The sequence below is a fragment of the Saccharospirillum sp. genome, assembly GCF_039982735.1.
Classification (GTDB): domain Bacteria; phylum Pseudomonadota; class Gammaproteobacteria; order Pseudomonadales; family Natronospirillaceae; genus Saccharospirillum.
On sequence record NZ_JBDWXV010000008.1, the window covers coordinates 94,171 to 119,188 of the forward strand.

The window sequence follows — 25,018 nt, forward strand, 5'->3', positions numbered from 1 at the left end:
CCAGGTCTTCTGCGAATGCGTTGCTGGCCCGGGCGGCTCAAAGCAGCCCGAGTCGTCATTTATGGTAGGGGTGATTTTGAGTAACGGTCCAGGCTCGATACAATTGTTCGGCCAGCAATACGCGCACCAGCGGGTGCGGCAACGTCAGGTTTGACAAACACCAGCGCTGAGCGGAACGCGCCAGACACCTGGGATCCAAACCGTCCGGCCCGCCAATTAACAACGTAAGATCACGCGCTTCAAGCCGCCATTGTGTCAGCTGGTCGGCCAGTTGTTCGGTTGACCAGGCTTTGCCGGAAAGGTCCAGGGCAACGACCTGGTCTTCCGGCTTAATGGCCGCCAGCATGGCATCCCCTTCCTGTGCAATGGCCTTATCTGTCGAGGCATTGCGACCGCGCTGCCCGAGCGCCAGCGGAACGAAGTCTACCGGCAGTTCCCGGGGCATTCGTTTCTGGTACTCGGCAACGGCAGCATCAACCCAGGCTGGCATTTTAGGGCCAATGGCCAGAATTCGGATCTTCATGCCTGTCAGTCTGGCTCTGCTTCTGACTCAGCCCCCATCGGACCCGCACCAGACCACAGCCGTTCGATGTCATAATAGGCCCGGGTTTCGGGGATCATGACATGCAACACCAGGTCAGTCAGGTCGATCAGGACCCAGTCGGAATCACTGCTGCCTTCCTGTGCACGTACCACAAATCCCTGTTTTTTGAGGTCTTCTGCAACGCTGCTGACAACGGCACTCACGTGCCGCTTCGAGGTGCCGGAAGCGACCACCAGTGTGTCCATCAATGCGGTTTTTTCGTGCACATCAATCACTTGAATGTCTTGCGCTTTAATGTCTTCCAGAGCGCGGATAACCGCCTCGGTCAATCCTTCAGGTTGTGCATTTCGATCAGTTGTATCGGTCATTCGTACCTTGTCCACCTGTTTAAGTTAACTCACGTTTTTTAACAGCAGCTGTGCTGAGTGTCGGCAGCCGGGTAGGCCTGTCCGGGGAAGTCCGCAGCAAGGATGCTGCGGTCTAGGCCCCATGGACGGGTTTACGCCGACCCCGGACAGGCCTAACCGGCTGCCGGCACGTATTCCCGCCACCGGTGCCAGACCAGGCCGCATAACGCGAGTGGCCGAATACAGCAATAATCGCCATATTCTAAAAATTGAAAACGTTGAATCCGGACATCGTCTTATTCATCGACATCCAGATACAGTCCCTGCTGTTGAATATAGTCCTGAATGGGCTTGGGAATCGCGTATTGCCAATGCTGTGTGTTGTCGCGCAAATCCCGGGATGCCCAGTCACGCTCTGACGACGGACCGGCAATCCAGAGCCCTGAAGGTTGTCGGCCGAGACCTGCCAGAGATTGAACCCGGGTCAATGGCAAATCGGGCGGGTCGATAGGCTGAGAACCTCGGCCAAACACCCAAAAGTGCGTCTCCCGAATTAAATCGTCAATGCCCTGCCACTGGTCCATACCGGCAAACGCATCGGCTCCCAGCACGAATACCGTCTGGTATTCCGGGTACTCCCGGTGCAGATCCCGAATGGTATCGAGCGTGTAACTCGGACCCGGGCGTCGCAACTCACGATCATCGACCTGCAAGCGTTCACCGTCAGTGCGCGATGAAACCCACCGCTCCAGCATAGCCAGACGGTGCTCGGGGCTTGCCTGAGCCGCCGACTTCAACGCCGGTATCTGGCAGGGTATGACCCGAAGCTGGGCCACCTCGTGATGAGACAGCACCAGATCGCACAACCGCGCATGGCCATCGTGAAACGGATCGAAGGTTCCGCCAAACAGAGCCATCAGTGGCCGTTGAGAATCACTCACGAATCTGGCCGTCTCCGAGCACCACATACTTCTGTGACGTCAGCCCGATCAAACCGACCGGGCCTCGAGCGTGAATCTTGTCGGTCGAGATACCAATCTCGGCACCCAGCCCATATTCAAAGCCGTCGGCAAAGCGCGTAGAGGCATTGATCATCACCGAGGCCGAATCAACTTCCGTCAGGAAACGGCGCCCCCGAGTGTAATTCTCGGTCACTATGCTGTCGGTGTGCTGACTGCTGTAGGTGTTGATGTGATCGATGGCTTCATCCAGGCCCGCGACGACGCGAATGGCCAGTACAGGCGCAAGGTACTCGGTGGACCAGTCAGCGTCGGTTGCCGGCACACAATCGATCAGCTCGGCAGTGCGCTCACAACCCCGCAATTCGACGCCTTTGTCTGCATAGGCCCGGGCCAGTTCCGGTAGCATTTCTGCAGCGCGGGATTCCGCGACCAGCAGGGTTTCCATCGCGTTGCAGACACCATACCGATGTGTCTTGGCATTGACGGCAATGGGAATGGCCTTGGCGACGTCGGCGTCGTCATCGATGTACACATGGCAAATGCCATCGAGATGTTTGATGACCGGGACCCGGGCATCCTGGCTGATGCGTTCGATCAGCGCCTTGCCACCGCGCGGCACGATAACGTCTACATAGTCGGGCATGGTAATGAGTGCACCCACAGCGTCACGATCGGTGGTTTCGACCACCTGTACCACGGTGCCCGGCAGTTGCGCCTGGTCGAGACCAGCGTGAATGCAAGCCGCAAGCGCCTGGTTCGATTCGATGGCTTCGCTGCCACCGCGTAGAATAACGGCATTGCCGGATTTGATGCACAGGCTCGCAGCTTCAACCGTCACATTGGGGCGGGATTCGTAAATAATGCCAATCACACCGAGGGGGACGCGCATTTTGCCGACCTGAATGCCACTCGGGCGAAACTCGAGGTCGGTGATACCACCGACCGGATCGGCCAGGCCGGCGACCTGATGCAGGCCTTCTATCATGGTGTCGATGCGAGCGTCGGTCAGTTCCAGCCGGTCCAGCATAGCCGGTTCAAGCCCCTTGGCACGACCGGCCTCCAGATCGCGCTGATTGGCTTTCTTCAGGCTCTCGCGCTGGTCGTCGATAACCTCTGCCATGGCCAGCAACGCCTGGTTTTTCATGCCCGTATTGGCTTTCGCCAGTGCCTTCGACGCTTGCCGGGCTTGTCGGCCCAGTGTTGTCATGTAGTCTTGAACGGTTGTCATGCCTTGCCACACAGCTCGTTGTTGATGCAATTCCGCGATTATAGCGACTTGAAGCCGCTGCGACTATGAGGGATACCGGCTGTTTATCCGCCTGACAAAGATTTACCATCCGGCCTGGACCCAAGTTCGATAACAGAGTAGCCCAACCGCCACGATGATTGCCTGGATACAGTCTCACCCTGAAGGCGTCTTAATCGCCATTGCCCTGACCGCTTTTGTTGAATCCTTTGCGCTCATCGGCGTCTTTGTACCCGGCGTGGTCGCCCTGTTCAGCCTTGCCGCAGTAGCGAGCAACCTCAATATTCCGGCAATCTGGGTTCTCGCAGCGGCCGCGCTGGGAGCGACGGCGGGAGATTTGGGCAGTTTTTTTCTGGGTTACCGGCTCAGGCATCGGCTCTACGAGCACCCCTGGTTCAAACGCCACACCGACTGGCTGTCGCACGGCATCTGGTTTTTCAAACGCTGGGGGTGGCTTAGCGTGGTCATCGGTCGCTTTGTTGGCCCTATCCGCCCGGTCGTGCCGTTGATTGCCGGCAGCTTATCGATGCCCGCCCGGGTGTTTGTTAGCGTCAACGTGATCACCGTTTTGTTCTGGGCACCTGCTTACATGCTGCCGGGGTACCTGGCGGGCGAGGCCAGTTTTCTTCTGACGACGCAGAGCCTGGCGGTTCGAACGCTTATGCTGTTGCTGGTTTCAGGCTTGGCGATTCTGCTTGCGCTACTGGCCATTTATCATCACCTCCACCCCGAGCACCCCAGAATGGCCCGGTGGGTGCCGGCCTTCAAACGGTTACCCGATCGATTTCCGTTTGCTGCACTGTTGCTGGTAATCGTCACCGCCGCCGGATTCATCGTAACCGCGCTCACTCGTCCCTGGGCCCTGGATTTCCTGCTGGCAGGTCAGGTTGGCGCCTGGCGTGCAACCGCATTTGATGGTGCTGCGATTGGCCTGACGCTATTGGGAGACCCGGGCGTTCTGGTGTTGACCGGAATGATGATCACGTTCTGGTTAAGTCTGAGCAGGCAATTCCGACTCAGTGCAGTGGTGCTGATCAGCGCTGTTGCCGTGCTTTGGAGTATTTCACTATTAAAAACAGCGTTCGGTGTCGATCGACCTGACTGGATGGCGACGCCTCTGGCTTCTGAAGCCTTTCCCTCCGGCCATGCCGCAGGTGCTGCGCTCTTCCTCGGGCTATTAACGGGCTTCGCCAATCAGCGACGACCTGCGATGAGTCGCTGGCCGCTTTATTTGTCGGCAGGTGTTGGGATGCTGGTCATAGCGCTGAGCCGGGTCTGGCTGGGTGTTCACTGGTTGTCGGATGTTGTGGCCGGCGTGTGTCTGGGTTTGTTAGCGGCCGCACTGGCACAGGCGGCTCACAGGCTGACGGGGCAAACACGGGCTGATTTACGCAACAGCCTGGCGCTCTGGTTGCTTGTCCTACTGGCCGTGGCGGCTTATCTGATTATAGCCTGGCCAACTGCGTCCATGACCTACCGCCTTAATTGACCGACCTCAATCAGGCATCACGGTCACCGGGCGAATCGGGCGACCCGGATAACTCCGCCAGGGCGGATTCCAGCAAGGCGCATCGTTGCAGAAAGCTGTCTTCAACCAACAGCCTGCGTTTCAACTCCGACTCAAGAGGCAACCACACCATTAACTGGTGGACGCTGCCCCGGGCTGAGTCGAGCTGGAGACCTACCTGATCCGCCAGATAGGGGTGCTCAAGCAACGCGTCCAACAATGGCTGGTAGCGCAAGGCCGCTCGCATCTCAAGCTCGGGGTCGGCCAATGGTTCATCACTGGCCTCACAGCCGCCCCACCACAGCCCCGTCACATCCTTGGCGGCGGCACTCACCCTGACCCTCTGTTCACCGACGATGGTAATGCCCAGTAAACCATTTGCCTGCTGATTGAAATCAACGATGCGGGCCAAACACCCATGACCACTGCGGTCTTTGCCGGGCTCCGACAGCATAATCACGAAGGGCCGGTTATCCCGGGTGCTGCTCGACACCATCATCAGGTACCGGGGTTCAAAAATCTGCAGCGGCAAGGATGCGTCCGGGAGCAACAAGGCCCCCATGGGAAACAATGGGTAGCGTGCTGTAGTGCTGTCCGGTTCGAATTGAGTCATGATCAACCTGTCCGAGAGTGATTTACCTGCCGTGGAAGGGACCGTATGTTCACATACGCACTTACCGATACGAGGCGGGTGTCAGTACCAGATTAGCCATCTCGCAAGGCGGGCGTTGATCAGGCCGTTTCGTCAAGCAACACAAAAGACAAAAACGTCAGAATCAACACCCACACGACGGCGAACGCTGGTACCGGAACGGCTAGCACAACTAACAGCCCTGCTGACCACATCCATCGCACCCACACCACCTTGCGACCGTGCTTTGCCGTTGTAACGCGATCCGAGGCCGCGGTTTGCGGTAAACGCCAGAACCCCCACCAACGCAGCACCCAAAGCGTGCACCAATACGCCATAACCCCCTCCCAGCCGACTCAAGTCGTTTCATCGCAGTGCGCTGGCCCAACAACAGGGTCCCTGCATCGCCGCTCACTGATCAATGTAGACCAATATGAGCGGTAAATTGACCTACATCAGGGTACCTGACGCACTGCGGCGCATACTGACAGGCGTAAACCCAGCGTATGGAGGCTGTATGAACGAGCTCAACACTCACCACAAACCCACGGCCAGCGACACCTCAGTGATTCGCTGGGCACCGCTAATCCTGGTTTTATTCCTGATCGCACTGAGCCCTGTCGGCACCGCGTTTTACTGGGCGTTTACACGGTAGTCAGCAGAGCCGGCCAGCCCTGGCTGGCCGCTGCTCGCCTTCAGCCAACCGGGCTGCGCCAGCGGCGGCCTGGCGAACCCAGGGTGCGATCTGATCAGTATCCTGATACACCGACTCTGGTAGCAAATACCACTGCTCATACACCCGTCCATGGGCAATCCAGTGTTGGTCGCCGCAGGCTTGCTGCAGCTGCGTTTCGAGTTCGGGATCAGTCGCGCGGATACCCACCTGCCCCTTCAGTGTCACCACCAGGCACAGCTGCCCTTCAACACGAATGACGTGTTCACCAAAGTACAGGCCAGTTTCGGGTTCCGGGCGTTCCGGCAAGAGTTGCAATAACGAGTGTAAACGACGGGATCGATTCAGTTTGTCCATTCGCCTTTCCTTAGTGAATGAATGATGGAATTCTGCGAAAACGCCTGAACTGGACGCCGTTTATCCTTCGGTGACCAGTGGCAAGCCAGTACTCGTCTTGAGCACCGGAACTGCAGAATGTGAAGTCTATCAAACTACCCCTATAAAAACAGCCGATCTGTCAATTTTTCCAACACTCAGCCAACAATTTCCTACCCCCCTCCCACCACCCCGGGACAAAGCCATTTGAAAGCTGGCAGGTAATTGACGATCTGAACGCCCCGCTCAAGGCGCGGCTCACAAGGCACCACCGGGCAACTCCCGCGAACCCGCATTGTTTTGCACCGGTCACCTCTTTAGAATGCGCAGGCTATTTCGCTCACCGCGAACTTGGAAGGGTTATGCAAATCAACAGTGAGAGCCTGAGATTCATTCTCGGCATTAAAGTCAAACAACATCGCCAGGCGGCCGGTTTATCGCTCAAGCAACTGGGCGAGCGAACCTCACTGTCCATTTCCTATCTGAGTGAAATCGAAAAGGGCAAAAAGTACCCCAAACCGGAAAAGATCATTCAACTGGCCCAGGGGCTGGGCGTTTCCTTTGACGAACTGGTATCGCTACAGCTGGATGACGAGCTGAACCCGGTTACGGCTCTGCTGAATTCACCCTTGTTCAACGACTTCCCGCTGAAACAGTTTGGCATTGGCCTCTCGGATGTGTTCGATCTGGTGACCGACTCACCCAGTAAGGCAGGCGCCTTCGTTCGTACGCTGCTAGAAATTGGCCGGGGCTACGACATGCAGGTTGAACACTTCCTGCTGGCATCGCTGCGTTCTTACCAGAAGATGCACCTGAACTACTTTGAAGAAATCGAAGGCCAGGCCGAGGCTTTTCGAACGCAATTCCCGGCAGCCGAGCCGTTGATCAGCCTTGCCTGGCTGGAGTCCCTGCTGTTGGAGCAGTACCAGTGCCGGGTTATTTACGACGATTTCTCCGCCACGCCCGAACTTCAGACCCTGCGCTCGCTTTGCGTTTCACCGGGCAAACTGGTGGTCAATTCCCGCTTAATGCCGCAACAGCAAAAGTTCGTACTGGCCAAGGAGATTGGCTATCGCTTTCTCGAACTGCAGGAGCGCGCGCTGACATCATCCTGGATCAAAGTAGAGTCGTTTGAGCAGGTGCATAACAACTTCAGGGCGTCTTACTTTGCCGGGGCCCTGCTGATCCCCGAGACAGCGCTATTGACCGACCTGAGAGCCTGGCTGGCCAATAAAGAATTTGATGGCGATGCACTCAGCCGGATGATGGACCAATACGATGCAACCCCCGAAATGTTCGTATACCGCATGTCTCAGTTGATGCCCCATCACCTCGGCCTGCACAAAATGCACTACATGCGCTTGCACAACAAAGCCGGCGTCGACAAATTCCACATCGCCAAGGAACTGAACACCACCACCGTCTTTACACCTCGCGGTATCGGCCCGAGCGAGCACCATTGCCGGCGCTGGGTCGCCATCGGCCTGCTCAACGAAGTCGGCGAACGCCAGGCTGCGGGAGAGACGCCCAAACTGGCCATCGCCGCACAACGCAGCCATTTCATTGCCCAAAATCAGACCTTTTTCAACATCGCCGTTGTGCGCCCGTTGTCACTGGGGCAAAACAGCAATACCGGCATGGCGCTCGGGTTCTTGATGGATGAACGATTCAATGACACCGTAGCCTTCAGTGAAGACCCGGCCGTCCCACAGATGGACGTTCACGAAACCTGCGAGCGCTGCCCGCTGACCGATTGCGCCAGCCGCGTCGCCGAGCCGACCCTGCACATCAGCCAACAACAGCAACTCGACCGGGAGCAAGCCTTGCAGACCTATCTGGATCACCACCAAGCTCAATCAACGCTGCAGGATTCGCACTAAATGACAGACACCAAGCCCATGACTGTGCGCGCACGCATGCTGCCCATTCAACGCCTGATCATCGACGACCTTGACTCATCAGGCTTTGCGCAAAGGCTGACTGACAAACTGGAACAGGCACCCGCCCTCTTCAACCGGGCACCGGTAGCCCTCGATGTGGGCGCCGTGCTAGCCGAGCTCACCGATAGTACCCTGCAACAGATGCTCGACTTCGCCCGCGAACAGCGCCTGGTCGTGTTCGCCCTGGCCGGCCCAAAAGAAGCCCTGACACCCTGGTGTGAGCGATTCAACCTGGCGTGGGTAGACGATAAAGACCGGGCAACCCGGGCAAGTAAAGCCGAAGCGGCCGCTGCAGGACTGGAAACCCAGGTTATCCGCCAGCCTGTTCGTTCAGGCCAGCAAATATACGCCCGCGGTGCTCACTTACTGATCATGAACCAGGTCAGCTCCGGCGCCGAAGTCATAGCCGATGGCAGCATCCACGTTTACGGTGCACTGCGTGGCCGGGCCATGGCCGGGGTACAAGGCGATACGTTAGCTGAAATTGTCTGCCAGAACCTCGATGCCGACTTGCTGGCGATCGCTGGTAATTATCAGGTTCGGGATGATTTAAATGCGGAGCTAAATCGGCCGACTCGGGTCAGATTGGAAAACGGACAGTTGGTGATCGAGCAGTTTTGAAAGCAGCTAGGTGCCTCCGAATTGAGTGAAGGGTAAGGGGTTTGCCTGTCTGGGGTAGTTCGTAGCAAGGACTAAAACGCAGGGAGCGTTTTAGCATGAGCGCAGCGAGCCCGAAGGGTGAATCCCATGGACGGGATTCCTATCCTGCGATCTAGGCTCCATGGATGGATTCACGCCGACCTCAGACAGGCAAACCCCATACCCGAAACGGACCTCCGGCATCCAGGCATAAGTGGCGATCTCTTGCAGTAGGCTGGAAGCCTCTGAGACACTGGCAGGCAACATCATGAAATGTCGACACTGAGATAGATTGGCCGGTGCCAGCAAAAAAGCGGATAATCGGTCCAATGCTGTTTTAGGCAACTCTTAATTGTAAAACGTTAACGTCAAAAGGAAGCGTCATCTTGGCAAAGATCGTTGTCATCACCTCCGGCAAGGGCGGCGTCGGTAAAACCACCTCCAGTGCCGCCATTAGTATGGGCCTGGCACTGCGTGGCCACAAAACCGTTGTTATCGACTTTGACATCGGCCTGCGAAACCTGGATATCATCATGAACTGCGAACGCCGCGTCGTGTTCGATTTCGTCAACGTCATTCAACAGGAAGCCAGCCTCAACCAGGCCCTGATTAAAGACAAGCGTTGTGACAACCTCTATATCTTGCCTGCGTCCCAGACCCGCGACAAAGACGCTCTGACCAAAGAAGGCGTGAAAAAGGTACTGGACGACCTGGCCGAGCAATTTGACTACATTGTCTGCGACTCCCCTGCTGGCATCGAGCAAGGCGCACAAATGGCGCTTTATTACGCCGATGAAGCCATTGTCGTCACCAACCCCGAAGTCTCCTCAGTGCGGGATTCCGACCGCATTCTGGGCATACTGCAAAGCAAGAGCTTCCGGGCCGAGAACAATCAGCCACCGGTTCGCGAACACCTGCTGATCACCCGCTTCGATCCCGAACGGGTCGCCCGGGGCGATATGCTCGATGTACCCGATATCGAAGAGATTCTGGCCATCCCACTGCTCGGCATCATCCCCGAAAGCCAGGCCGTGCTGAATGCCTCGAACAAAGGCATGCCAGTGGTTCTGGACGAAAAAAGCGATGCCGGCCAGGCTTATCTGGACACCGTTGCCCGGTTCCTCGGCGAAGACAAACCGCACCGGTTTCTGGAAGCCCAACGTAAAGGCTTCCTGAAACGCGTCTTTGGAGGCTGAGATGTCAATTTTTGACTTGTTCAGAGACAACAGCAAAACGCCCAAGTCTGCGCATGTAGCCAAAGAGCGGTTAAAGGTCATCGTCGCCCACGAGCGCCACCAGCGAAACGCGCCCGACTACCTGCCTGCACTGCAACGCGACATCATGGACGTTATCCGGAAATACGTAGACATCGGCCCGGAACAGCTCCAGGTCGATATCAATGAAGAAGGGAATTACTCAATACTGGAAGTGAACGTTAACCTGCCGAAGTAAAGCATGCCATTGCTCAAGCATCGGAGTTCGGGATGCTACGGTGGCTATAGTACGCGCCGGTTACCGGTAGTACCTCAGCGGGGTCGGCGTAAATCCGTCCATGGAGCCTAGACCGCAGCGTCCTTGCTGCGGACTACCCCGCAGAGGTACTACCGGCACCCGACGCTCGCTCAATAAGAACTCCGATGCTTGAGCAATTAAAAGGTTCACTCAACGGAGCCAACCCTAAAAACTGTTTCAGCCAGCGTGCTTCAGATTATCGAGATATTTCTCAGCATCCAGCGCAGCCATACAGCCAGTACCGGCTGAGGTAATCGCCTGACGATACACATGGTCCATCACATCGCCAGAAGCAAACACACCCGGCACACTGGTCGCCGTCGCATTGCCTTCCAGACCTGATTTCACCTTGATGTACCCACCGGCCATATCCAACTGACCTTCAAAGATCTGGGTGTTCGGCGTATGGCCAATTGCTACAAACACGCCATCCAGCTTCAGCTCTTCAGTTTCTTCATTCTGAGTGCTCTTGATGCGAATCCCGGTCACGCCCATTTCGTCGCCCAGCACTTCATCCAGCGTGCGATTCCAGTGCAACACCACCTTGCCTTCCTTTACCTTGTCCATCAGACGGTCAGCCAGAATCTTCTCGGAGCGGAAGCTATCACGACGGTGGATCACGTGCACTTTGCTGGCGATATTCGACAGATACAACGCTTCTTCAACGGCGGTATTACCCCCACCGATCACACTGACTTCTTTGTTGCGATAGAAAAAGCCATCACAGGTCGCACAGGCCGACACGCCCTTGCCTTTGAACGCTTCTTCACTGTCCAGACCCAGGTAACGGGCGCTGGCGCCGGTACTGATGATCAACGCGTCACAGGTATAGGTGCCCTGGTCCCCCACCAGCGTAAACGGCGGTTTAGCCAGATCAGTGGTGTGAATGTGATCGAAAATGATTTCGGTGCTGAACCGCTCAGCGTGGGCCTTCATCTCTTCCATCAACTGCGGGCCCTGCAACTCCGCATGGCCACCGGGCCAGTTTTCGACTTCGGTGGTGGTCGTCAGCTGACCTCCCATCTGCATACCGGTGATCAGCACCGGCTTAAGATTGGCCCGTGCTGCATAAACGGCCGCAGTGTATCCCGCCGGGCCAGAGCCCAGGATGATCAGTTCGTGGTGTTGAGTACTCATAGACTGTATATCCACTAATAACGAAGGGTTAATAAAACGATAAAATCAAACTGCGCTAAGGATGGTGGTTTCACCCGCCAAATCAACCCCGGCGGCACTATGGCCGCCATAATAAATAGTAATGAGGGGATTTACTGGCAGGAGCATCTCGGCAGATGTGTATTTAGAGCGGATTACCCGAAGATCGTCGCCAGTGCGATCACTACCATCCACAGAACTTGAGCGCGCTTAACCAGCGCCAGCACATCTTCAGGTCGCTGGGCGTCTGGGTTCTCGGGAAGCGACACTTTCAGGGACGATTCCAGCAACGACCGATCGACCAGCTCAAAATCCCGGACTCGCCGCAGCCAGATGGCGAAACTCTGGGAGAAATCCCCTACCAACGCCAAAGACAATGTCAGCAAGCGAGCCGGAATCCAGTTAATGGCATGATGCACCTGAACCGCGAGCGACGCTGCGGAGCTGGCCTCTGAGGGCATTTGCAGCAAGACAGAACGGGCATGTCGCACCAGCACCACCAGCAAGACCCCGGGCGCACCAAAGGCCACAAACCAGAAAAGTGCCACAAAAAACCGCTCTAACAGCTGATAAGCGATACTGAGATTCAACGCTTCATCCATTTGCTGTGGTCCCCCTTCGTAGAGGCCTTCAGGCAAACCGAAGGTGTTTACCGCATGTTCATAAGCGCTATCTGTCTCGTCATCCGCCTGGTATTCGCGATATTGCTTAAGTTGATCGGCCTGGTCACCCGAACCAAACACCAATACCAAGCCGCCCAGGCTGACCAGGAAAGTCACCAGCCAAAGGTCAAACCAGCCCAGCACAGCAGCTAAAAGAACAACCGGCACAGCGACGACCACAGCGTAGACCCAGATGCTTCCGCCCAAGCGTGTAAACACCTGCTCCAGGGGCCCTTCCAGCCAGTCCCGCCCCGGCACTCGGCTATCCGTTAAACTCAGCGACACCAACCAGGCCAGAATGGCCGCCAGAAAGGTCATTGTTGCGTCTCCGTCCGTAAAGTGGCCTCAGGTTAACACTCGAATGAGCTGCAGAACAATTTCCGACTCGAAAGACCTCAGGCGTCAGCCATGCTGCTCCAGCATCTTGAAGAAAACAGCTTCCAGTGAGACAAGAGGCTTCACTTCGAGCAACTGACCTTGCTCACCATTCAATCGACCCAGCCACTCGGGTAAATCCTGCTGCGAGACCTGTACCTCATACTCACCAGGGCGCACGGCTTGCCCCTCGGTAATGGCGTCACTCTGGTACCGAACCAGAAACTCTTTAGCGTGCTCAGCCATCAGGTCCCGTGGAGACTGGGTAGTGAGCAGTCGGCCTTGGTTAATAAAGCCAAACCTATCAGCAATTCGCTCTACGTCGTGCAGTACGTGAGAGGTAAAGAAAATAGCCCCGCCCTGCTGTTTGTACTCCTGCAGGATGTCGACCACATCTTTCCTACCCACAGGGTCGAGCCCGGACAACGGCTCGTCCAATACCAGCAACTTGGGCTCTACCACCATGGCATGTGCGAGCGCTACCCGCTGCACATTGCCCTTGGAAAGCTGGCGGATTTTGCGTTTTGCATTGCCAGCTACCGAGAACCGTTCAAGCCAGTACATGCACCAGTCAAGCTCATCCGCTCGCTTGATACCGTACATACGGAGAGCAGTTCTTAAGATATCAAGCGGTGTGAATTGCTCGTATAATGCGGCCGCTTCTGGCAAATAGGCAACATGCTGGCGACTGCTGGCTTGGCGAGCGGATTGGCCAAACAATCGTACCTCACCCTCATAATCACTGATGATATCGAGCAGGACCTTGATCGTTGTCGACTTACCTGCACCGTTAGGGCCTACAAAACCAAATACTTCGCCTTCCTCTATAGAGAACGAGACCGAGTTCAGTGCCTGAAGTGTTTGACGGCGCTTTGTGTAGGATTTGGAAACAGAGGAAAACTCGAGGATAGACGTCATTGCGGGCGCTCCACTCCTTGAATACGTAACCGGCGCAGCTTGAACTGCCCGTCGACAAACTCATATCCGATACCTAAAGGGTCATTCGGAAAAGCCTCCAAGTAGCCTTTGTCAATAAGTGCTTGAGGCGAATTCAATGACTCCTCTAACTCGATCTCATACCTCTTTTGCGCATCGCGGAGTTGAATCAGGCCCTCCAGTCGCACCACTCTGTCCTGGAGGGATTCGGCGAGAGCTGGATCAGATACCTGCTTTTGCTGATCTTTGAGGTAGGCCAATGCCATTGCTTCGTCATCAAGCTCCTCTGCAGCAATCATAATAGAAAACCGACGGATTGCTTGGGCATTTTCTTCATAGCGCTCTGCGGCTAGGTCAAGACCACGCTGAGCTTCTATTACATTGCGATTAAAAAAATACTGGTTGAACCCATACAGGAAAGCGGGAAGAAAGTCCCAGTGTCGACACTGGGCTGCCGACCACAAAATGTTATTGGCTTCCTGGTCTGCACCGGCCCACGCTAAAATAGCGTTTGCCAAATAATAATTATCTTCATGACAAGGGTTCAATCGCGTCGCGGCCTGGTGCGCTCTGAGCAGATACTTCCCATCAATCGTTTCAGTAAGGGGGTTAACTTCCATCCCGGTTGCAGCCAATCTTATCACTTCAAAGTTCGCGGCCAGGAATCGATCGCCAAATGCCAGCACAACCTGCAAAGGCGCCGAAACCACAATACGATCCTGCGCTGCAACCGACTCACGACCTTGCTGAGAACTCGTCGCCACTAGCATAACGTACATGCTTATAGCGATACCCAAAACCAGCTTTAACGCCACCACCTTCATACTAAGCGATGGACCTGTTGTTAAACAGTAAGGTCGCTAAACTCATCGCTACAACGGAGAACACAACCGATGTAACGGATATATGCAAAAGCCCAGAAGATAGAAAACTCCAGTCGTTGTACAGAGCTATTTGCCTGATATCCAATGCACCCAGGTCAGGAATAATATAAGTCACCCAGCCCAAACCGCTGCTATATTGCTCAGGGTCGTCAACGACCAAATTGTCGCCACTCAGCAATTGGAGAACAGCGCTATAGGAGCGGCCAACTATGGTTAACCCGATTGTACCAATCAACACGAAACCGGGAGATTGTGCAACAACGGCTAGCAGCGTGGCGATGGTAGAAACAGCGAGGATATCAATCGCACCAAAAGCAATAACCACCCAGTATTTCCCATCCAATGAAACGGGAGTGGCCTGTGAATAGCCCAGAGAAATAAAATAGACAATAATTAAGAGTAAGAGTGCAGCAGAAAAATAGAATACCAGCACAGTCAGTAGCCCGGCCAGCCATCGATTAATAAAAAAATTGATACGGTCGTGAGGATAAGCAAGGGATTGCAAAAAACTCTTTCTTTCTGACTCTTTTACTATGAGTTCCTGACAGAAGAGCGCAAAAAGTATTGGAATCATGATCTTGATGGCAGACAACCCAACATCCAATGAAACCGTTGCAGGCTGACGCCCACTAAACTGAGCCGAAAGTACGGCAATGAATGCAATGCTGGCTAGCAAAGCCAGTAACACTTTACCAAATTTGGCCTTATACAACACCAACAGGCTTAGCGAGAGATGAGATGACACAATAGTTATGCCTAGCTAGAGAATTAACAGGTGGACCACTTTAGCTCAATCCGACTTGCAGGTCACTTGACATGAGGCACTTTCTGAAAGCTAGACGCGCTATTTTTGAGCTGCGACCATAATGGAAATCACGTTTTTGGCATCGGAAAACGCTGTACTATCGCTTGCCGAAGCTCTGTATTCGTAAAACAGTGGAACAGCGATAGCTGCCAGAGCCCCTATGATGCCGACTACTAGCATAAGCTCCAAGAGCGTAAAACCGCTTGATCGATCAATCATAATGGGTACCACGAAATCAGACAAAAAAGAAATCACTGTTATAAATGTTTGGGTGACAGAACTCCCATCACCCAAACACATCATTAAAGCTTATTCAAAAACAGGCAACGCTACGACAGTAGTGTCGCTACATGCACCGCCCAATTGCTGAGGAGAGACACTACCGCCTATACTGGTAGCCGTATATCCCCTGAAATCAGCGATCTCATACGTATCTGTCGGTCCGGTACCACTACAATCGTCACCACCGTTATATGTTACAGGAGTGACACCATCTTCACTGGTTATGGCGCATTGAACAGTAAGCGACTGACGGCTTCCCGCAGCGTGGCAGGTACCAATACGAATTGAATTCGTTATCGTGTCACACCGCCAGGCACCAGTCACATTCGATGACAAGTTAACCCGAACATCACTAACCAGAAGTGGGCAAGCACCAGCAGCGCCACCTGTAACTGTGCCGTTGGAAGCTGAAAACAGTGCTTCAGCAGAAGCGCTAGTTGCGAATACGGACCCTACAAATGCGGCTACTAACAGAAATTTATTCATTTTCTCTCTCCTACCTGATCAAAGCTGGTTAGCAGTCATTACACTAATGGCGTTACGAGCATCTGCTTGAGCAGTTGAATCGTTAGCCTTAGCGCGATACTGGTTAAACTGAGGAATAGCCACAGCCGCCAGGATGCCGATGATAGCAACAACGATCATCAGTTCGATCAGAGTAAAACCTTTTTGAGTTTTCTTCATCTTGCACTCTCCACAGGGTTATCAGAACACTTAACTGGACTGGCACCTGCCAAGACCAACGTGCCTTGCGGTAGTGTAAGCAGAAAGTATGCCAGCACAACCAAAGATCCATAAACCGGCGATAATCGTGACTTGTGTCTCACTTGAGCCTAAAAACCCAAACACCAATGTAGCTACTTCACAGCTTGTGGGTGACGTATTTGGTCAGTTTCGTGCCTCTCATGGGCAGAAGCCCAATGTTAATTGAATCGCTCGTCAGTCTTTGGATTGATTTATAGCTCACAGGCTGGGCTGGCACTGTACTTTAACCGCTTGCTACACCGAGTAGAATTGACTAAGTTACTGAAATGGCTCTATAAATGCATGTAACCGAGGCGTCACAGCCTGGGGTTTGCAAGCAATAGCGATTTCCGGGATTTAATCGTAGAGGCGCATTTTGACTGCAAGTGTCGCTTTGAGCATACATTAGCCTAAGCCCATCTTTTAGAGGGCGAGACGATCCTAGTCTGAGTGAGTTATAGTGGAACCCAGAGGGCGAAACCGATGCCCCACAACCCATGCGGGTAAAAATTATCTATTTCGTCTGTCCGACGGGCAAGTACAGGAATTGACATTATGGCAACATCCCTCGGTGGCCTGGCCAAACGGCTGGTCCGGGACGATCTGATCAACGAAGACGAGGCGCTGACAGCAACTCAGAACTCCGAAAAGGAGAAGAAAAGCCTTGTCGCCTACCTGGTTGAAACAGATCTGGTCAGCGCCCAGCAACTGGCCAATGTCGCCTCTGAAGAGTTTGGCACCCCCATTTTCGACCTGACGGCCTTCGACCTCGAAGCCCTACCACGGGATTTGATCGCCAACAACTTACTGCAAGCTCACCATGTGATCCCGTTGATTAAGCGTGGGAACCGCCTGTTTATTGGTGTCTCAGACCCGACTAACCTGATTGCCATAGATGAGATCAAGTTTCACACCGGACTCAGCGTTGAAGCGGTTCTGGTGGAAGAAGACAAGCTCAACCTGGCTCTGGAAGCCCTACTGGACGACTCCTCTGATGCCTTTGGTGACCTGGGCGACGATGAAGGGCTAGATGATCTCGACGTTGTCGATACCAAGAAGGAAGACGACGCGAATGTAGCAGACGGTGCCGATGACGCGCCTGTAGTCCGCTTTATCAACCAAATGCTGCTTTCTGCCATCAAAAAAGGCGCATCGGACCTTCACTTCGAGCCTTACGAGAAGTCGTACCGCGTCCGGTTTCGGGTTGACGGCGTTTTACAGAACATCGCCAAACCCCCTATTGGCCTGGGCCCAAAGCTGTCGGCTCGCTTGAAGATCATGTCGAACCTCGATATTTCCGAGCGTCGGGTGCCTCAGGATGGCCGGATCAAGCTGAAAATCTCCAAGACCAAGTCCATCGACTTCCGGGTAAACACCCTGCCGACCCTGTTTGGCGAGAAGATCGTACTTCGTATTCTGGATTCCGCCGCAGCCAAGATGGGCATTGACGCCCTTGGCTATGAGGACGATCAGAAAGATTTGTACATGACAGCCTTATCGAAGCCGCAGGGTATGATTCTGGTAACCGGGCCGACCGGGTCAGGTAAAACCGTGTCGCTCTATACCGGCCTCAACATCCTGAACCAGGAAGGCACCAACATCTCTACTGCAGAAGACCCGGTAGAGATCAACCTCGATGGCATCAACCAGGTCAACGTAAACAACAAAGTCGGTCTCGACTTCGCGGCGGCCCTGCGCTCCTTCCTCCGCCAGGATCCGGACATCATCATGGTTGGTGAGATTCGCGACCTGGAAACGGCATCGATTGCGATCAAAGCCGCTCAGACCGGCCACATGGTGTTATCTACACTGCACACCAACAGTGCGGCAGAAACGCTGACTCGAATGCTGAACATGGGCGTCCCCTCGTTCAACCTGGCCACCACGGTCAACCTGATTATTGCTCAGCGCCTTGCCCGCCGGCTGTGCAGCAACTGCAAGCAACCGGCTGATCTGCCCGTTGATGTACTCATGAAAGAAGGGTTTACGGATGAAATGGTCAAAACGTCAACCGTCTACAAACCCGTTGGTTGCGGCAATTGTAATAAAGGGTATAAAGGGCGAGTAGGGATCTATGAAGTGGTTCGCATCACACCGGCCATTTCCCGTATTATCATGGAAGAAGGCAATTCGATCGATTTGAGCAAAGCCTTCGCTGAAGAAGGCTTTAATAGTTTACGCAAATCAGGGCTGATTAAGGTTGCCAAGGGCATCACCAGCCTGGAAGAAGTGAACCGCGTAACCACAGACTGAGGACGGCACTGAATGGCCACCAAGGCACAGAAGATTTCGATGTTCACCTACGAAGGCACCGACCGTAATGGACGGGTGCAAAAAGGTGAGATATCCGGCACCAATCCGGCGCTGATCAAGGCCGATCTTCGCCGAAAAGGCATTGTTAAGATCAAAAAGCTGGCCAAGAAACGCGGCGACATTCAGTTGTTTCAGCCCGGCATCAAGTCTTCCGACATTGCCCTCTTCACCCGCCAAATGGCAACCATGATGAAGGCCGGGGTCCCACTGATGCGGGCCTTTGAAATCGTTGCGGAAGGCCTGGAAAATAAAAAAATGGCCGAGCTGGTCATGCAATTAAAAAATAACGTAGCCGGGGGCGGTTCATTTGGTGCAGCTCTACGAGAACACCCAAAGTACTTCGACGACCTTTTCTGCTCTTTGGTAGAGGCGGGCGAGCAAGCCGGTGCCCTGGAAACCATGCTAGACCGGGTAGCGCTCTACCAGGAAAAAGCAGAAAGTTTGCGCAAGAAAGTTAAAAGCGCAATGAAATACCCCGCAACCGTACTTACCATCGCAGCCATTGTTACCATCATTCTTCTATTAAAGGTTGTACCGGTTTTTGCGGAAATGTTTTCGGGTTTTGGCGCTGACTTGCCCGTACCTACTCAGGTCGTTATGAACATGTCGACCTGGATTCAAAGCAACGGCATTGTGGCGCTAGGCGTCTTGATTGTTGCGGTATTTCTATTTCAACAGGGCATGCAACGGTCAAAACCTTTCAAGCACGCTGTACAGCGAATGGTCGTGAAACTGCCCATTTTCGGGCCTATTCTGTACCAGTCTGCTATGGCCCGTTACGCTCGCACCTTGTCTACAACTTTTGCCGCCGGTGTACCGCTGGTCAGCGCACTCGAATCAGCGGCAGGTGCATCCGGCAACATCATTTATGAGACGGCCATTTTGAACGTTCGCCGGGATGTAGAAACCGGTACTGAGCTGGCTGTGTCGATGAAAACTCAGGAGACGTTTCCGCCGATGCTGATTCAGATGGTATCGATCGGTGAACAATCTGGCTCATTGGACGACATGCTGGCCAAGGCTGCGGTGATATATGAAGAGGAAGTCGATAACCTTGTTGATGGCTTAACCTCGATGATGGAACCTTTGATCATGTCATTCCTGGGCGTCGTGGTAGGCGGTCTGGTCATTGCCATGTATCTGCCCATGTTCCAGATGGGTAACGTTATCTGATGGCATTTTTCGAACTTCTGCAATCCAACACGGTCGCCCTGCTGGCGACCGTTTTAGTATTGGGGTTGCTGGTGGGCAGCTTCTTGAACGTGGTGATCTACCGCCTACCAGTGATGATGCAAAACGCCTGGGCGCGCGAAGCCGCCGAGATGGCTGGTGTGGATGAGCCGGAACAGACTAGATTTGACCTGATCAAGCCAGACTCCACCTGCCCGTCATGCGGTCACCAGATACGTGCCTGGGAGAATATCCCCGTTATCAGCTACCTGGTGCTGGGCGGTAAATGCTCACAGTGTAAAACCCGGATTTCGCCCCGCTACCCTATTATTGAGCTTACGACTGGCCTGCTCTCGCTGGCACTGGCTTGGCAGTTTGGGGCCACTGTTCAAACGGCCGCCTTACTGGTCCTTTTTTGGGCACTGATCGCAATGACGATGATTGATGTCGATCACCAGTTGCTGCCAGATTCGATCACCCTGCCGTTATTGTGGCTGGGGCTGCTGCTTAACCTTGGGAACACCTTCGTTCCGTTGGAGCAAGCCGTCATCGGCGCCGTTGCTGGCTATCTGTCGCTTTGGAGCATCTATTGGGCCTTTAAGTTGCTGACCGGCAAGGAAGGCATGGGCTACGGTGATTTCAAGCTGTTTGCCGCCTTTGGCGCCTGGTTTGGCTGGGGGGCCTTGCCGCTCATTATTCTGCTGTCTTCGCTGGTGGGTGCTGTTGTTGGCATTGCTCTCATTGCCTTTATGGGGCGTGAACGGCAAATTCCCATCCCGTTTGGCCCCTATCTGTGCGGGGCGGCTCTGGTCTATGTATTCTGGGGCAATACCATCACCGCCTGGTATCTGGGCAGTTTTGCATGATTGTAGGGTTAACCGGGGGCATTGGTTCCGGAAAATCAGCGGCCAGCAGGGTATTTGAATCACTGGGCATTGGCTGTGTGGATGCCGATGTCGTCGCCCGTGACGTGGTCGCCAAAGGCTCACCGGCACTGAGTGCCATCGCCGAAAAGTTCGGTTCGGACATTCTGACCCCTGAAGGCCAGTTAAACAGGGCCTTGCTGCGTGAGCGAATATTCACCTCACCAGCCGATAGAGTGTGGCTTGAATGCTTGCTGCACCCACTGATCCGCGAGCAAATGCTCGCTCAGTTGAAACAGCAGCCACCTCCCTACTCGGTTCTGGTCGCTCCTTTGCTATTCGAGAACAATCTGGATGCCTTGTGCGATGAAACAGTTCTGATCGATGTACCGGAGTCGGTTCAGCGCCAGCGGGTGACTCAGCGTGACCGAGTGGATGAGAACCAGGTACAGCGGATAATCGACAGTCAGATGAGCCGCTCCGACAAACAGGCCCGAGCGACGCATTGCTTAGACAATACTGGCACACTCGCCCACCTGGAATCCGCCATTCTTGCATTGCATAGCCACTTTGTGGCAAAAAGCTCCTGAGGAGCCTCTGAATCATTCCCCCCTGTGCTCTGGCTTATCCGAGGGACGTTGCCACAAGGCGGACTCATGCAGGAATGTCTGGACCTTTCAAATGAGTCCAACGCGGTGGCAACGTTCCTCGGAAAGTCGGAATGCCGCACCACCCGTAGGGCGCGGCTAAAACGTCCTGCCCCGGCGTTGCACTTCTTGACAAGGGCTACGGCCATTGTGCTGCGAAGTGCGCCTTTTGCCAGAACTTTTTTAGCTCGTGCAGAGCCCTGGGGGAATGGTTCAGAGGCTCCTCAATAATCTGAATTGAATCAAGAGGAATACCGGCATGTCAGCCAAAGCGCCACCTCAGGTACCCTGCCCCACGTGCAAGAAGCTCATTACCTATTCAAAAGACAATACCTGGCGGCCCTTCTGTTCGGAACGGTGCAAGCTGATAGATCTGGGTGAGTGGGCGAGTGAAGGACATAAAATTGCCGGCAAACCGGCGTATGACGAAATGATGAGCGAAGACTTGGAACGCTGGACGTCCAGCGACTCGAAGCATTGAATGACGTGGACCCGTTAGAGACGCCAGCCAATAGAAGAACGGACGCCCATGAGTTAGGTGACATGGCTGCCCGGCGACAAAGGCCTCGAGCAATCACCGGTCTCATTCTAACTTCCGGCGCGCCCTTTACTCATTAAGCCTTGCCCGCTTTTGCGGGGATCAGCCAGGCGGCAATGAGCGCTGCACCCAATGCGCCGACTGCCAACATGACCAGACTGCCCCCGTAAGCGAGTTGATAAGCGCCAACAATGGCGTCATACCCGTCAGCGTTGGAATCAGGGAAGAGACCAAATTTACCCTGGTCTGACTGATTGAACGTTTGAAACAGGAGCGCCGCGCAGGCACCCGCCCCAGCAATGGCGAACAACCCCGCCAGCCGACTGGCGGTGTTGTTGATGCCCGAGGCGGTGCCGGCACGGGCATCAGACACCGAATTCATGACCGTCGTCGTCAGCGGAGATACGACGATGGCCATGCCCAACGCCATAATGCACAGGGGCAGCTCCACACCCAGCCAGAAGTTGTCGAACTGAAATGCAAGCCCGGCAACCCCTGCAGCCACCACCAACGAACCAAATAATAACATCGGGCGCGCGCCTATCCGGTCGCCCAGCTTGCCTGCCTGGCTCGACAACAAGCCAATAATCAGCCCAAACGGCATCATCGCCAACCCTACCTGGGTGGGCGTCAGGCCCCGGTACTCTATAAGGTCGATTGGCACCAGAAACAGGGTGCCGGACAATGTCCCGTAAAGCAGCAGGGTCATTAGGTTGGTGCCGGTAAAAGCCCGGCTTCGAAACAATACGGTCGGTGCCAGGGGTTGCTTCACCCGGCCTTCGTACCAGAAAAAAACCATCAAACCAACGAGTCCCAGGCAGACCAGCGCAAGGGACAGGGCGAGACGCCCTTCCGTATCGGTCAGCCAGGTCAACCCCAGCGTCAGCGACCCGCAAGCGAGAAAAGCGATGAGCGCTCCTCCCCAGTCGAGTCGACCTCTAGCGGAGCGGTCGCGGGTTTCAGGCATGAAAGCCAGGGTCAGCAACAGCACCAGTGCGGCCAGTGGCAGGTTGATCCAAAAGGCCGCCCGCCAGCTGAACAGGTCCATTAAAATACCACCGACAGCAGGACCGAGGGCTGTAGTCAGCGCTGAAGCACCGGCCCAAAGCCCAATGGCATGGCCGCGTTCGCCTTCCGGATAACTAGCCGAGATTATAGCCAGGCTTTGGGGAACCAGCAGTGCAGCACCAACGCCTTTAAGGGCCCGTCCAGCGACCAGCACTTCCGGGCTGGGTGCCAGAGCGCAGAGCAGCGATGCCAGCGCAAAAAGAAGAGTACCGGCCAGGAACACACGGCGCCGGCCAAGGCGGTCACCTGCGCCACCGCCGACCATTAACAGGGCTCCCAGAAGCAGGGTATAGGCATTCAGCACCCAGAGCATCTCTGTGAGGGAGGCACCAAGATCGGTGCGGATGACCGGCAGGGCGATGGTGACCACGGAGCCATCAATAAATGCCATCGCCGAGGCCAGGATCGTTGCCGCCAGCACCCAAGGCCGTTGTTTTGGTGGGCAGGGCTCAAGCCAGTCAGTCATAACTCGAAGGACCCGTGTTGTTGATAATCGGCGTCCATAGGATAGCCCGCTTTCGTCGGGACAGACTCACGTCCCTCGCAATGCTAACGTGATTGCCGGAATCTCGAGATCAATTCTGCATTGGCTTCGGGGAAGGTGTACCCGTCGAGCTCATCGATAGGCACCCATTGAACTAGCTGGCCTTCGCAGCCCCGGGCAACACCCTCAGTGCTGTGGCACACCCAGGTGTCCAGTAGAACAGTTTTGTCGCCGTAGTCGAAGGGAAGCTCCATCAGGGGCGTCATTTGCTCGGGATCCAGGATCAGACCAACTTCTTCCTGAAACTCTCGGACCAGTGCTTGAGCCGTGGTTTCACCAGCCTCTACTTTGCCACCGGGAAATTCCCAGAGGCCGCCCTGATGCTGATGGTCCTGACGTTTGGCGATCAACACCTGGCCATCTCGCACCACCATACCAACAGCAACGTGTACGGTTTTTTTAGGCGTGTTGGTCACTGTCTTGCAACCCTTTAACTACGGTAATCTGCATTGATGCTGACATAGTCGTGAGACAAGTCTGTGGTCCAGATCCGGTCTGAGACCTCGCCTTGGTTCAGGTGAACCCGAATGGCAATTTCTTCCTGAGCAACGACGGCGCTACCCGCTGCTTCGGTGTAGCCGGGTGCTCGTTCGCCTTTGCTGACGATCTGAACATCATCCAGCCAGATATCAACCTGGTCGACGTCGAGCTCTGCTACGCCACTGCGGCCCACCGCGGCCAGAATGCGGCCCCAATTGGCATCAGAAGCCGTGAGCGCCGTCTTTACCAGAGGGCTATGGCCGATGGTATAGGCAACGCTGAGTGCTTCTTCGGTGGTTTTAGCGCCTTCGACGGCAATCTCAACAAACTTGGTTGCCCCTTCGCCATCCCGCACGATGGCCTGCGCCAACTCCAGCATGACTTCCGAGACGGTCTTGAGCAAATGACGGTAAACGTCGCTGTCTGTCGACGTGATGGCCGGGGCTTCGGTCTGGCCGGTGGCAATGAGAATACAGGCGTCATTGGTCGAGGTGTCGCCGTCGACGGTAATGCGGTTAAAGCTGCGCTCATTCGCGGCCGTCAGCAATTGCTGCAGGATATCTGGCGCAACGTTCGCATTGGTGGCAACAAAACCCAGCATAGTGGCCATGTTGGGCTTGATCATGCCCGACCCCTTGGCGATGCCAGTGACGGTAATGGTTTCATCCTGGTATTCGAACTGGCGCGAGCAGCCTTTGGCACGGGTATCGGTGGTCAGAATGCCTTTGGCGGCATCGGCCCAGTGGTTAGGGCTCATCGCAGCCACCACATTGGGCAGTGCCTGGGCAATGGCGGGCATTGGCAGGTACTCGCCAATAACACCGGTTGAAAACGGCAGCACCTGCTCGGGCTCAATGCGCTTCAGGGCCGCCAGGCGGGCACAGGTTTCATGCGCGTCTTCAAGCCCCTGCTGGCCGGTGCCGGCGTTGGCATTGCCGGTGTTAATGACCAGACAACGGATATCACCCTGTTTCAGATGCTCGCGAGCCACGATAACCGGTGCGGCACAGAAGGCGTTGGTCGTAAATACACCGGCCACCGAACTGCCCGGAGCCAGTTGGAACACCACTAGGTCTTGCCGGTTGGGCTTCTTAATGCCCGCGCAACCGACACCGATGGAGATGCCGTCGATCGGAATCAACGGGGCTGTATTGGGTTGTCCAACGGCCATCCTTG

28 protein-coding genes and 1 pseudogene are annotated in these 25,018 nt (G+C 55.0%); 11 read left to right on the top strand and 18 right to left on the bottom strand.

The window, feature by feature from the left end; all coding sequences use genetic code 11:
• Window positions 1–55: 55 nt before the first annotated feature.
• From rlmH to ABJT94_RS05090, 4 genes are all read right to left on the bottom strand, one after another.
• Complete coding sequence (gene rlmH / locus ABJT94_RS05075) at window positions 56–523, bottom strand: 23S rRNA (pseudouridine(1915)-N(3))-methyltransferase RlmH (protein WP_348477211.1); 468 nt, start codon at window positions 521–523, stop codon at window positions 56–58.
• 5 nt (window positions 524–528) lie between these two features.
• Window positions 529–912 carry a ribosome silencing factor gene (rsfS, locus tag ABJT94_RS05080; protein WP_127556366.1) on the bottom strand — a complete coding sequence of 128 codons (384 nt, stop codon included), beginning with the start codon at window positions 910–912 and terminating at the stop codon, window positions 529–531.
• Between the two features lie 275 nt (window positions 913–1,187).
• On the bottom strand, window positions 1,188–1,832 hold the full coding sequence (gene nadD / locus ABJT94_RS05085; RefSeq protein WP_348477209.1) for a nicotinate (nicotinamide) nucleotide adenylyltransferase: 645 nt from the start codon (window positions 1,830–1,832) through the stop codon (window positions 1,188–1,190).
• Window positions 1,825–3,081, bottom strand: coding sequence for a glutamate-5-semialdehyde dehydrogenase (locus tag ABJT94_RS05090; protein ID WP_348477208.1), 1,257 nt, complete (start codon window positions 3,079–3,081; stop codon window positions 1,825–1,827). Before ABJT94_RS05090 ends, nadD begins: the two co-directional genes overlap by 8 nt.
• Before the next feature lie 154 nt (window positions 3,082–3,235).
• Here ABJT94_RS05090 and ABJT94_RS05095 point away from each other — a divergent pair, with 154 nt between their 5' ends.
• A complete protein-coding gene (locus tag ABJT94_RS05095) occupies window positions 3,236–4,588 on the top strand; it encodes a bifunctional DedA family/phosphatase PAP2 family protein (protein ID WP_348477206.1) in 1,353 nt (450 codons plus the stop codon).
• A 10-nt stretch (window positions 4,589–4,598) separates the two neighbouring features.
• Here ABJT94_RS05095 and ABJT94_RS05100 read toward each other — a convergent pair whose 3' ends face one another.
• Complete coding sequence (locus ABJT94_RS05100) at window positions 4,599–5,219, bottom strand: LON peptidase substrate-binding domain-containing protein (RefSeq protein ID WP_348477205.1); 621 nt, start codon at window positions 5,217–5,219, stop codon at window positions 4,599–4,601.
• 119 nt (window positions 5,220–5,338) lie between these two features.
• A complete protein-coding gene (locus ABJT94_RS05105; protein ID WP_348477204.1) occupies window positions 5,339–5,575 on the bottom strand; it encodes a hypothetical protein in 237 nt (78 codons plus the stop codon).
• Between the two features lie 179 nt (window positions 5,576–5,754).
• On the opposite strand from ABJT94_RS05105, the gene ABJT94_RS05110 reads away from it, so the two are divergent.
• Window positions 5,755–5,892: a hypothetical protein gene (locus ABJT94_RS05110; RefSeq protein WP_348477203.1), complete on the top strand. Its 138-nt coding sequence runs from the start codon at window positions 5,755–5,757 to the stop codon at window positions 5,890–5,892.
• Here the strand turns inward: ABJT94_RS05110 and ABJT94_RS05115 are convergent, their stop codons facing one another.
• A complete protein-coding gene (locus tag ABJT94_RS05115; protein WP_348477202.1) occupies window positions 5,893–6,267 on the bottom strand; it encodes a TfoX/Sxy family protein in 375 nt (124 codons plus the stop codon). It lies immediately after the preceding gene.
• Window positions 6,268–6,647: 380 nt separating this feature from the next.
• On the opposite strand from ABJT94_RS05115, the gene ABJT94_RS05120 reads away from it, so the two are divergent.
• The 4 genes from ABJT94_RS05120 (at window position 6,648) to minE (ending at window position 10,316) form a co-directional block, all read left to right on the top strand.
• The gene (locus ABJT94_RS05120) at window positions 6,648–8,165 is read left to right on the top strand and encodes an XRE family transcriptional regulator (RefSeq protein ID WP_348477201.1); all 1,518 of its coding nucleotides are present in this window, start codon (window positions 6,648–6,650) and stop codon (window positions 8,163–8,165) included.
• Window positions 8,166–8,846, top strand: a complete 681-nt coding sequence (gene minC / locus ABJT94_RS05125) for a septum site-determining protein MinC (RefSeq protein ID WP_348477200.1) — start codon at window positions 8,166–8,168, stop codon at window positions 8,844–8,846.
• 404 nt (window positions 8,847–9,250) lie between these two features.
• On the top strand, window positions 9,251–10,060 hold the full coding sequence (gene minD / locus ABJT94_RS05130) for a septum site-determining protein MinD (RefSeq protein ID WP_348477199.1): 810 nt from the start codon (window positions 9,251–9,253) through the stop codon (window positions 10,058–10,060).
• Between the two features lies 1 nt (window position 10,061).
• Complete coding sequence (gene minE / locus ABJT94_RS05135; RefSeq protein WP_127556375.1) at window positions 10,062–10,316, top strand: cell division topological specificity factor MinE; 255 nt, start codon at window positions 10,062–10,064, stop codon at window positions 10,314–10,316.
• 237 nt (window positions 10,317–10,553) lie between these two features.
• Here minE and trxB read toward each other — a convergent pair whose 3' ends face one another.
• From trxB to ABJT94_RS05175, 8 genes and pseudogenes are all read right to left on the bottom strand, one after another.
• Window positions 10,554–11,513, bottom strand: a complete 960-nt coding sequence (trxB, locus tag ABJT94_RS05140) for a thioredoxin-disulfide reductase (RefSeq protein ID WP_348477198.1) — start codon at window positions 11,511–11,513, stop codon at window positions 10,554–10,556.
• Between the two features lie 173 nt (window positions 11,514–11,686).
• The gene (gene ampE, locus ABJT94_RS05145; protein WP_348477197.1) at window positions 11,687–12,511 is read right to left on the bottom strand and encodes a regulatory signaling modulator protein AmpE; all 825 of its coding nucleotides are present in this window, start codon (window positions 12,509–12,511) and stop codon (window positions 11,687–11,689) included.
• An 84-nt stretch (window positions 12,512–12,595) separates the two neighbouring features.
• Complete coding sequence (locus tag ABJT94_RS05150) at window positions 12,596–13,486, bottom strand: ABC transporter ATP-binding protein (protein WP_348477196.1); 891 nt, start codon at window positions 13,484–13,486, stop codon at window positions 12,596–12,598.
• Window positions 13,483–14,328 carry a hypothetical protein gene (locus ABJT94_RS05155; protein ID WP_348477195.1) on the bottom strand — a complete coding sequence of 282 codons (846 nt, stop codon included), beginning with the start codon at window positions 14,326–14,328 and terminating at the stop codon, window positions 13,483–13,485. Before ABJT94_RS05155 ends, ABJT94_RS05150 begins: the two co-directional genes overlap by 4 nt.
• Before the next feature lies 1 nt (window position 14,329).
• On the bottom strand, window positions 14,330–15,133 hold the full coding sequence (locus ABJT94_RS05160) for a hypothetical protein (protein ID WP_348477194.1): 804 nt from the start codon (window positions 15,131–15,133) through the stop codon (window positions 14,330–14,332).
• A gap of 99 nt (window positions 15,134–15,232) precedes the next feature.
• Entirely contained in the window at window positions 15,233–15,496 is a 264-nt protein-coding gene (locus ABJT94_RS05165) for a prepilin-type N-terminal cleavage/methylation domain-containing protein (protein ID WP_348483165.1), read from the bottom strand.
• A 6-nt stretch (window positions 15,497–15,502) separates the two neighbouring features.
• On the bottom strand, window positions 15,503–15,961 hold the full coding sequence (locus tag ABJT94_RS05170; RefSeq protein WP_348477192.1) for a hypothetical protein: 459 nt from the start codon (window positions 15,959–15,961) through the stop codon (window positions 15,503–15,505).
• Window positions 15,962–16,066: 105 nt separating this feature from the next.
• A pseudogene (locus ABJT94_RS05175) lies at window positions 16,067–16,159 on the bottom strand (prepilin-type N-terminal cleavage/methylation domain-containing protein); the annotation flags it as partial.
• 615 nt (window positions 16,160–16,774) lie between these two features.
• Between ABJT94_RS05175 and pilB the strand changes: the two are divergent.
• From pilB to ABJT94_RS05200, 5 genes are all read left to right on the top strand, one after another.
• Window positions 16,775–18,472 (top strand): type IV-A pilus assembly ATPase PilB, encoded by a 1,698-nt coding sequence (gene pilB / locus ABJT94_RS05180; RefSeq protein ID WP_348477191.1) that lies wholly within the window; start codon window positions 16,775–16,777, stop codon window positions 18,470–18,472.
• A gap of 12 nt (window positions 18,473–18,484) precedes the next feature.
• Window positions 18,485–19,705 (top strand): type II secretion system F family protein, encoded by a 1,221-nt coding sequence (locus tag ABJT94_RS05185; RefSeq protein ID WP_348477190.1) that lies wholly within the window; start codon window positions 18,485–18,487, stop codon window positions 19,703–19,705.
• Window positions 19,705–20,568, top strand: a complete 864-nt coding sequence (locus ABJT94_RS05190) for an A24 family peptidase (RefSeq protein ID WP_348477189.1) — start codon at window positions 19,705–19,707, stop codon at window positions 20,566–20,568. The genes ABJT94_RS05185 and ABJT94_RS05190 overlap by 1 nt, the downstream gene beginning before the upstream one ends.
• Window positions 20,565–21,155 carry a dephospho-CoA kinase gene (gene coaE / locus ABJT94_RS05195; RefSeq protein WP_348477188.1) on the top strand — a complete coding sequence of 197 codons (591 nt, stop codon included), beginning with the start codon at window positions 20,565–20,567 and terminating at the stop codon, window positions 21,153–21,155. The genes ABJT94_RS05190 and coaE overlap by 4 nt, the downstream gene beginning before the upstream one ends.
• A 316-nt stretch (window positions 21,156–21,471) precedes the next feature.
• Window positions 21,472–21,693 carry a DNA gyrase inhibitor YacG gene (locus ABJT94_RS05200; protein ID WP_348477187.1) on the top strand — a complete coding sequence of 74 codons (222 nt, stop codon included), beginning with the start codon at window positions 21,472–21,474 and terminating at the stop codon, window positions 21,691–21,693.
• Between the two features lie 133 nt (window positions 21,694–21,826).
• On the opposite strand, the gene ABJT94_RS05205 is transcribed toward ABJT94_RS05200, so the two are convergent.
• From ABJT94_RS05205 to argJ, 3 genes are all read right to left on the bottom strand, one after another.
• The gene (locus tag ABJT94_RS05205; RefSeq protein ID WP_348477186.1) at window positions 21,827–23,284 is read right to left on the bottom strand and encodes an MFS transporter; all 1,458 of its coding nucleotides are present in this window, start codon (window positions 23,282–23,284) and stop codon (window positions 21,827–21,829) included.
• 83 nt (window positions 23,285–23,367) lie between these two features.
• Window positions 23,368–23,778 carry an 8-oxo-dGTP diphosphatase MutT gene (gene mutT, locus ABJT94_RS05210; protein WP_348477185.1) on the bottom strand — a complete coding sequence of 137 codons (411 nt, stop codon included), beginning with the start codon at window positions 23,776–23,778 and terminating at the stop codon, window positions 23,368–23,370.
• A gap of 14 nt (window positions 23,779–23,792) precedes the next feature.
• Window positions 23,793–25,013, bottom strand: a complete 1,221-nt coding sequence (gene argJ / locus ABJT94_RS05215) for a bifunctional glutamate N-acetyltransferase/amino-acid acetyltransferase ArgJ (RefSeq protein ID WP_348477184.1) — start codon at window positions 25,011–25,013, stop codon at window positions 23,793–23,795.
• Window positions 25,014–25,018 lie beyond the last annotated feature (5 nt).

What these genes read in the sequence shown, in the direction of transcription:
- ABJT94_RS05170 (WP_348477192.1), bottom strand. Translation starts at nt 15,961, where the DNA reads ATGAATAAATTTCTGTTAGTAGCCGCATTTGTAGGGTCCGTATTCGCA.
- ABJT94_RS05090 (WP_348477208.1), bottom strand. Translation starts at nt 3,081, where the DNA reads ATGACAACCGTTCAAGACTACATGACAACACTGGGCCGACAAGCCCGG.
- ABJT94_RS05190 (WP_348477189.1), top strand. Translation starts at nt 19,705, where the DNA reads ATGGCATTTTTCGAACTTCTGCAATCCAACACGGTCGCCCTGCTGGCG.
- ABJT94_RS05110 (WP_348477203.1), top strand. Translation starts at nt 5,755, where the DNA reads ATGAACGAGCTCAACACTCACCACAAACCCACGGCCAGCGACACCTCA.
- ABJT94_RS05205 (WP_348477186.1), bottom strand. Translation starts at nt 23,284, where the DNA reads ATGACTGACTGGCTTGAGCCCTGCCCACCAAAACAACGGCCTTGGGTG.
- ABJT94_RS05185 (WP_348477190.1), top strand. Translation starts at nt 18,485, where the DNA reads ATGGCCACCAAGGCACAGAAGATTTCGATGTTCACCTACGAAGGCACC.
- ABJT94_RS05155 (WP_348477195.1), bottom strand. Translation starts at nt 14,328, where the DNA reads ATGAAGGTGGTGGCGTTAAAGCTGGTTTTGGGTATCGCTATAAGCATG.
- rsfS (WP_127556366.1), bottom strand. Translation starts at nt 912, where the DNA reads ATGACCGATACAACTGATCGAAATGCACAACCTGAAGGATTGACCGAG.
- coaE (WP_348477188.1), top strand. Translation starts at nt 20,565, where the DNA reads ATGATTGTAGGGTTAACCGGGGGCATTGGTTCCGGAAAATCAGCGGCC.
- ABJT94_RS05200 (WP_348477187.1), top strand. Translation starts at nt 21,472, where the DNA reads ATGTCAGCCAAAGCGCCACCTCAGGTACCCTGCCCCACGTGCAAGAAG.
- rlmH (WP_348477211.1), bottom strand. Translation starts at nt 523, where the DNA reads ATGAAGATCCGAATTCTGGCCATTGGCCCTAAAATGCCAGCCTGGGTT.
- ampE (WP_348477197.1), bottom strand. Translation starts at nt 12,511, where the DNA reads ATGACCTTTCTGGCGGCCATTCTGGCCTGGTTGGTGTCGCTGAGTTTA.
- pilB (WP_348477191.1), top strand. Translation starts at nt 16,775, where the DNA reads ATGGCAACATCCCTCGGTGGCCTGGCCAAACGGCTGGTCCGGGACGAT.
- ABJT94_RS05100 (WP_348477205.1), bottom strand. Translation starts at nt 5,219, where the DNA reads ATGACTCAATTCGAACCGGACAGCACTACAGCACGCTACCCATTGTTT.
- ABJT94_RS05115 (WP_348477202.1), bottom strand. Translation starts at nt 6,267, where the DNA reads ATGGACAAACTGAATCGATCCCGTCGTTTACACTCGTTATTGCAACTC.
- ABJT94_RS05120 (WP_348477201.1), top strand. Translation starts at nt 6,648, where the DNA reads ATGCAAATCAACAGTGAGAGCCTGAGATTCATTCTCGGCATTAAAGTC.
- ABJT94_RS05165 (WP_348483165.1), bottom strand. Translation starts at nt 15,496, where the DNA reads ATGATGTGTTTGGGTGATGGGAGTTCTGTCACCCAAACATTTATAACA.
- ABJT94_RS05150 (WP_348477196.1), bottom strand. Translation starts at nt 13,486, where the DNA reads ATGACGTCTATCCTCGAGTTTTCCTCTGTTTCCAAATCCTACACAAAG.
- minC (WP_348477200.1), top strand. Translation starts at nt 8,166, where the DNA reads ATGACAGACACCAAGCCCATGACTGTGCGCGCACGCATGCTGCCCATT.
- ABJT94_RS05105 (WP_348477204.1), bottom strand. Translation starts at nt 5,575, where the DNA reads ATGGCGTATTGGTGCACGCTTTGGGTGCTGCGTTGGTGGGGGTTCTGG.
- trxB (WP_348477198.1), bottom strand. Translation starts at nt 11,513, where the DNA reads ATGAGTACTCAACACCACGAACTGATCATCCTGGGCTCTGGCCCGGCG.
- minE (WP_127556375.1), top strand. Translation starts at nt 10,062, where the DNA reads ATGTCAATTTTTGACTTGTTCAGAGACAACAGCAAAACGCCCAAGTCT.
- argJ (WP_348477184.1), bottom strand. Translation starts at nt 25,013, where the DNA reads ATGGCCGTTGGACAACCCAATACAGCCCCGTTGATTCCGATCGACGGC.
- ABJT94_RS05095 (WP_348477206.1), top strand. Translation starts at nt 3,236, where the DNA reads ATGATTGCCTGGATACAGTCTCACCCTGAAGGCGTCTTAATCGCCATT.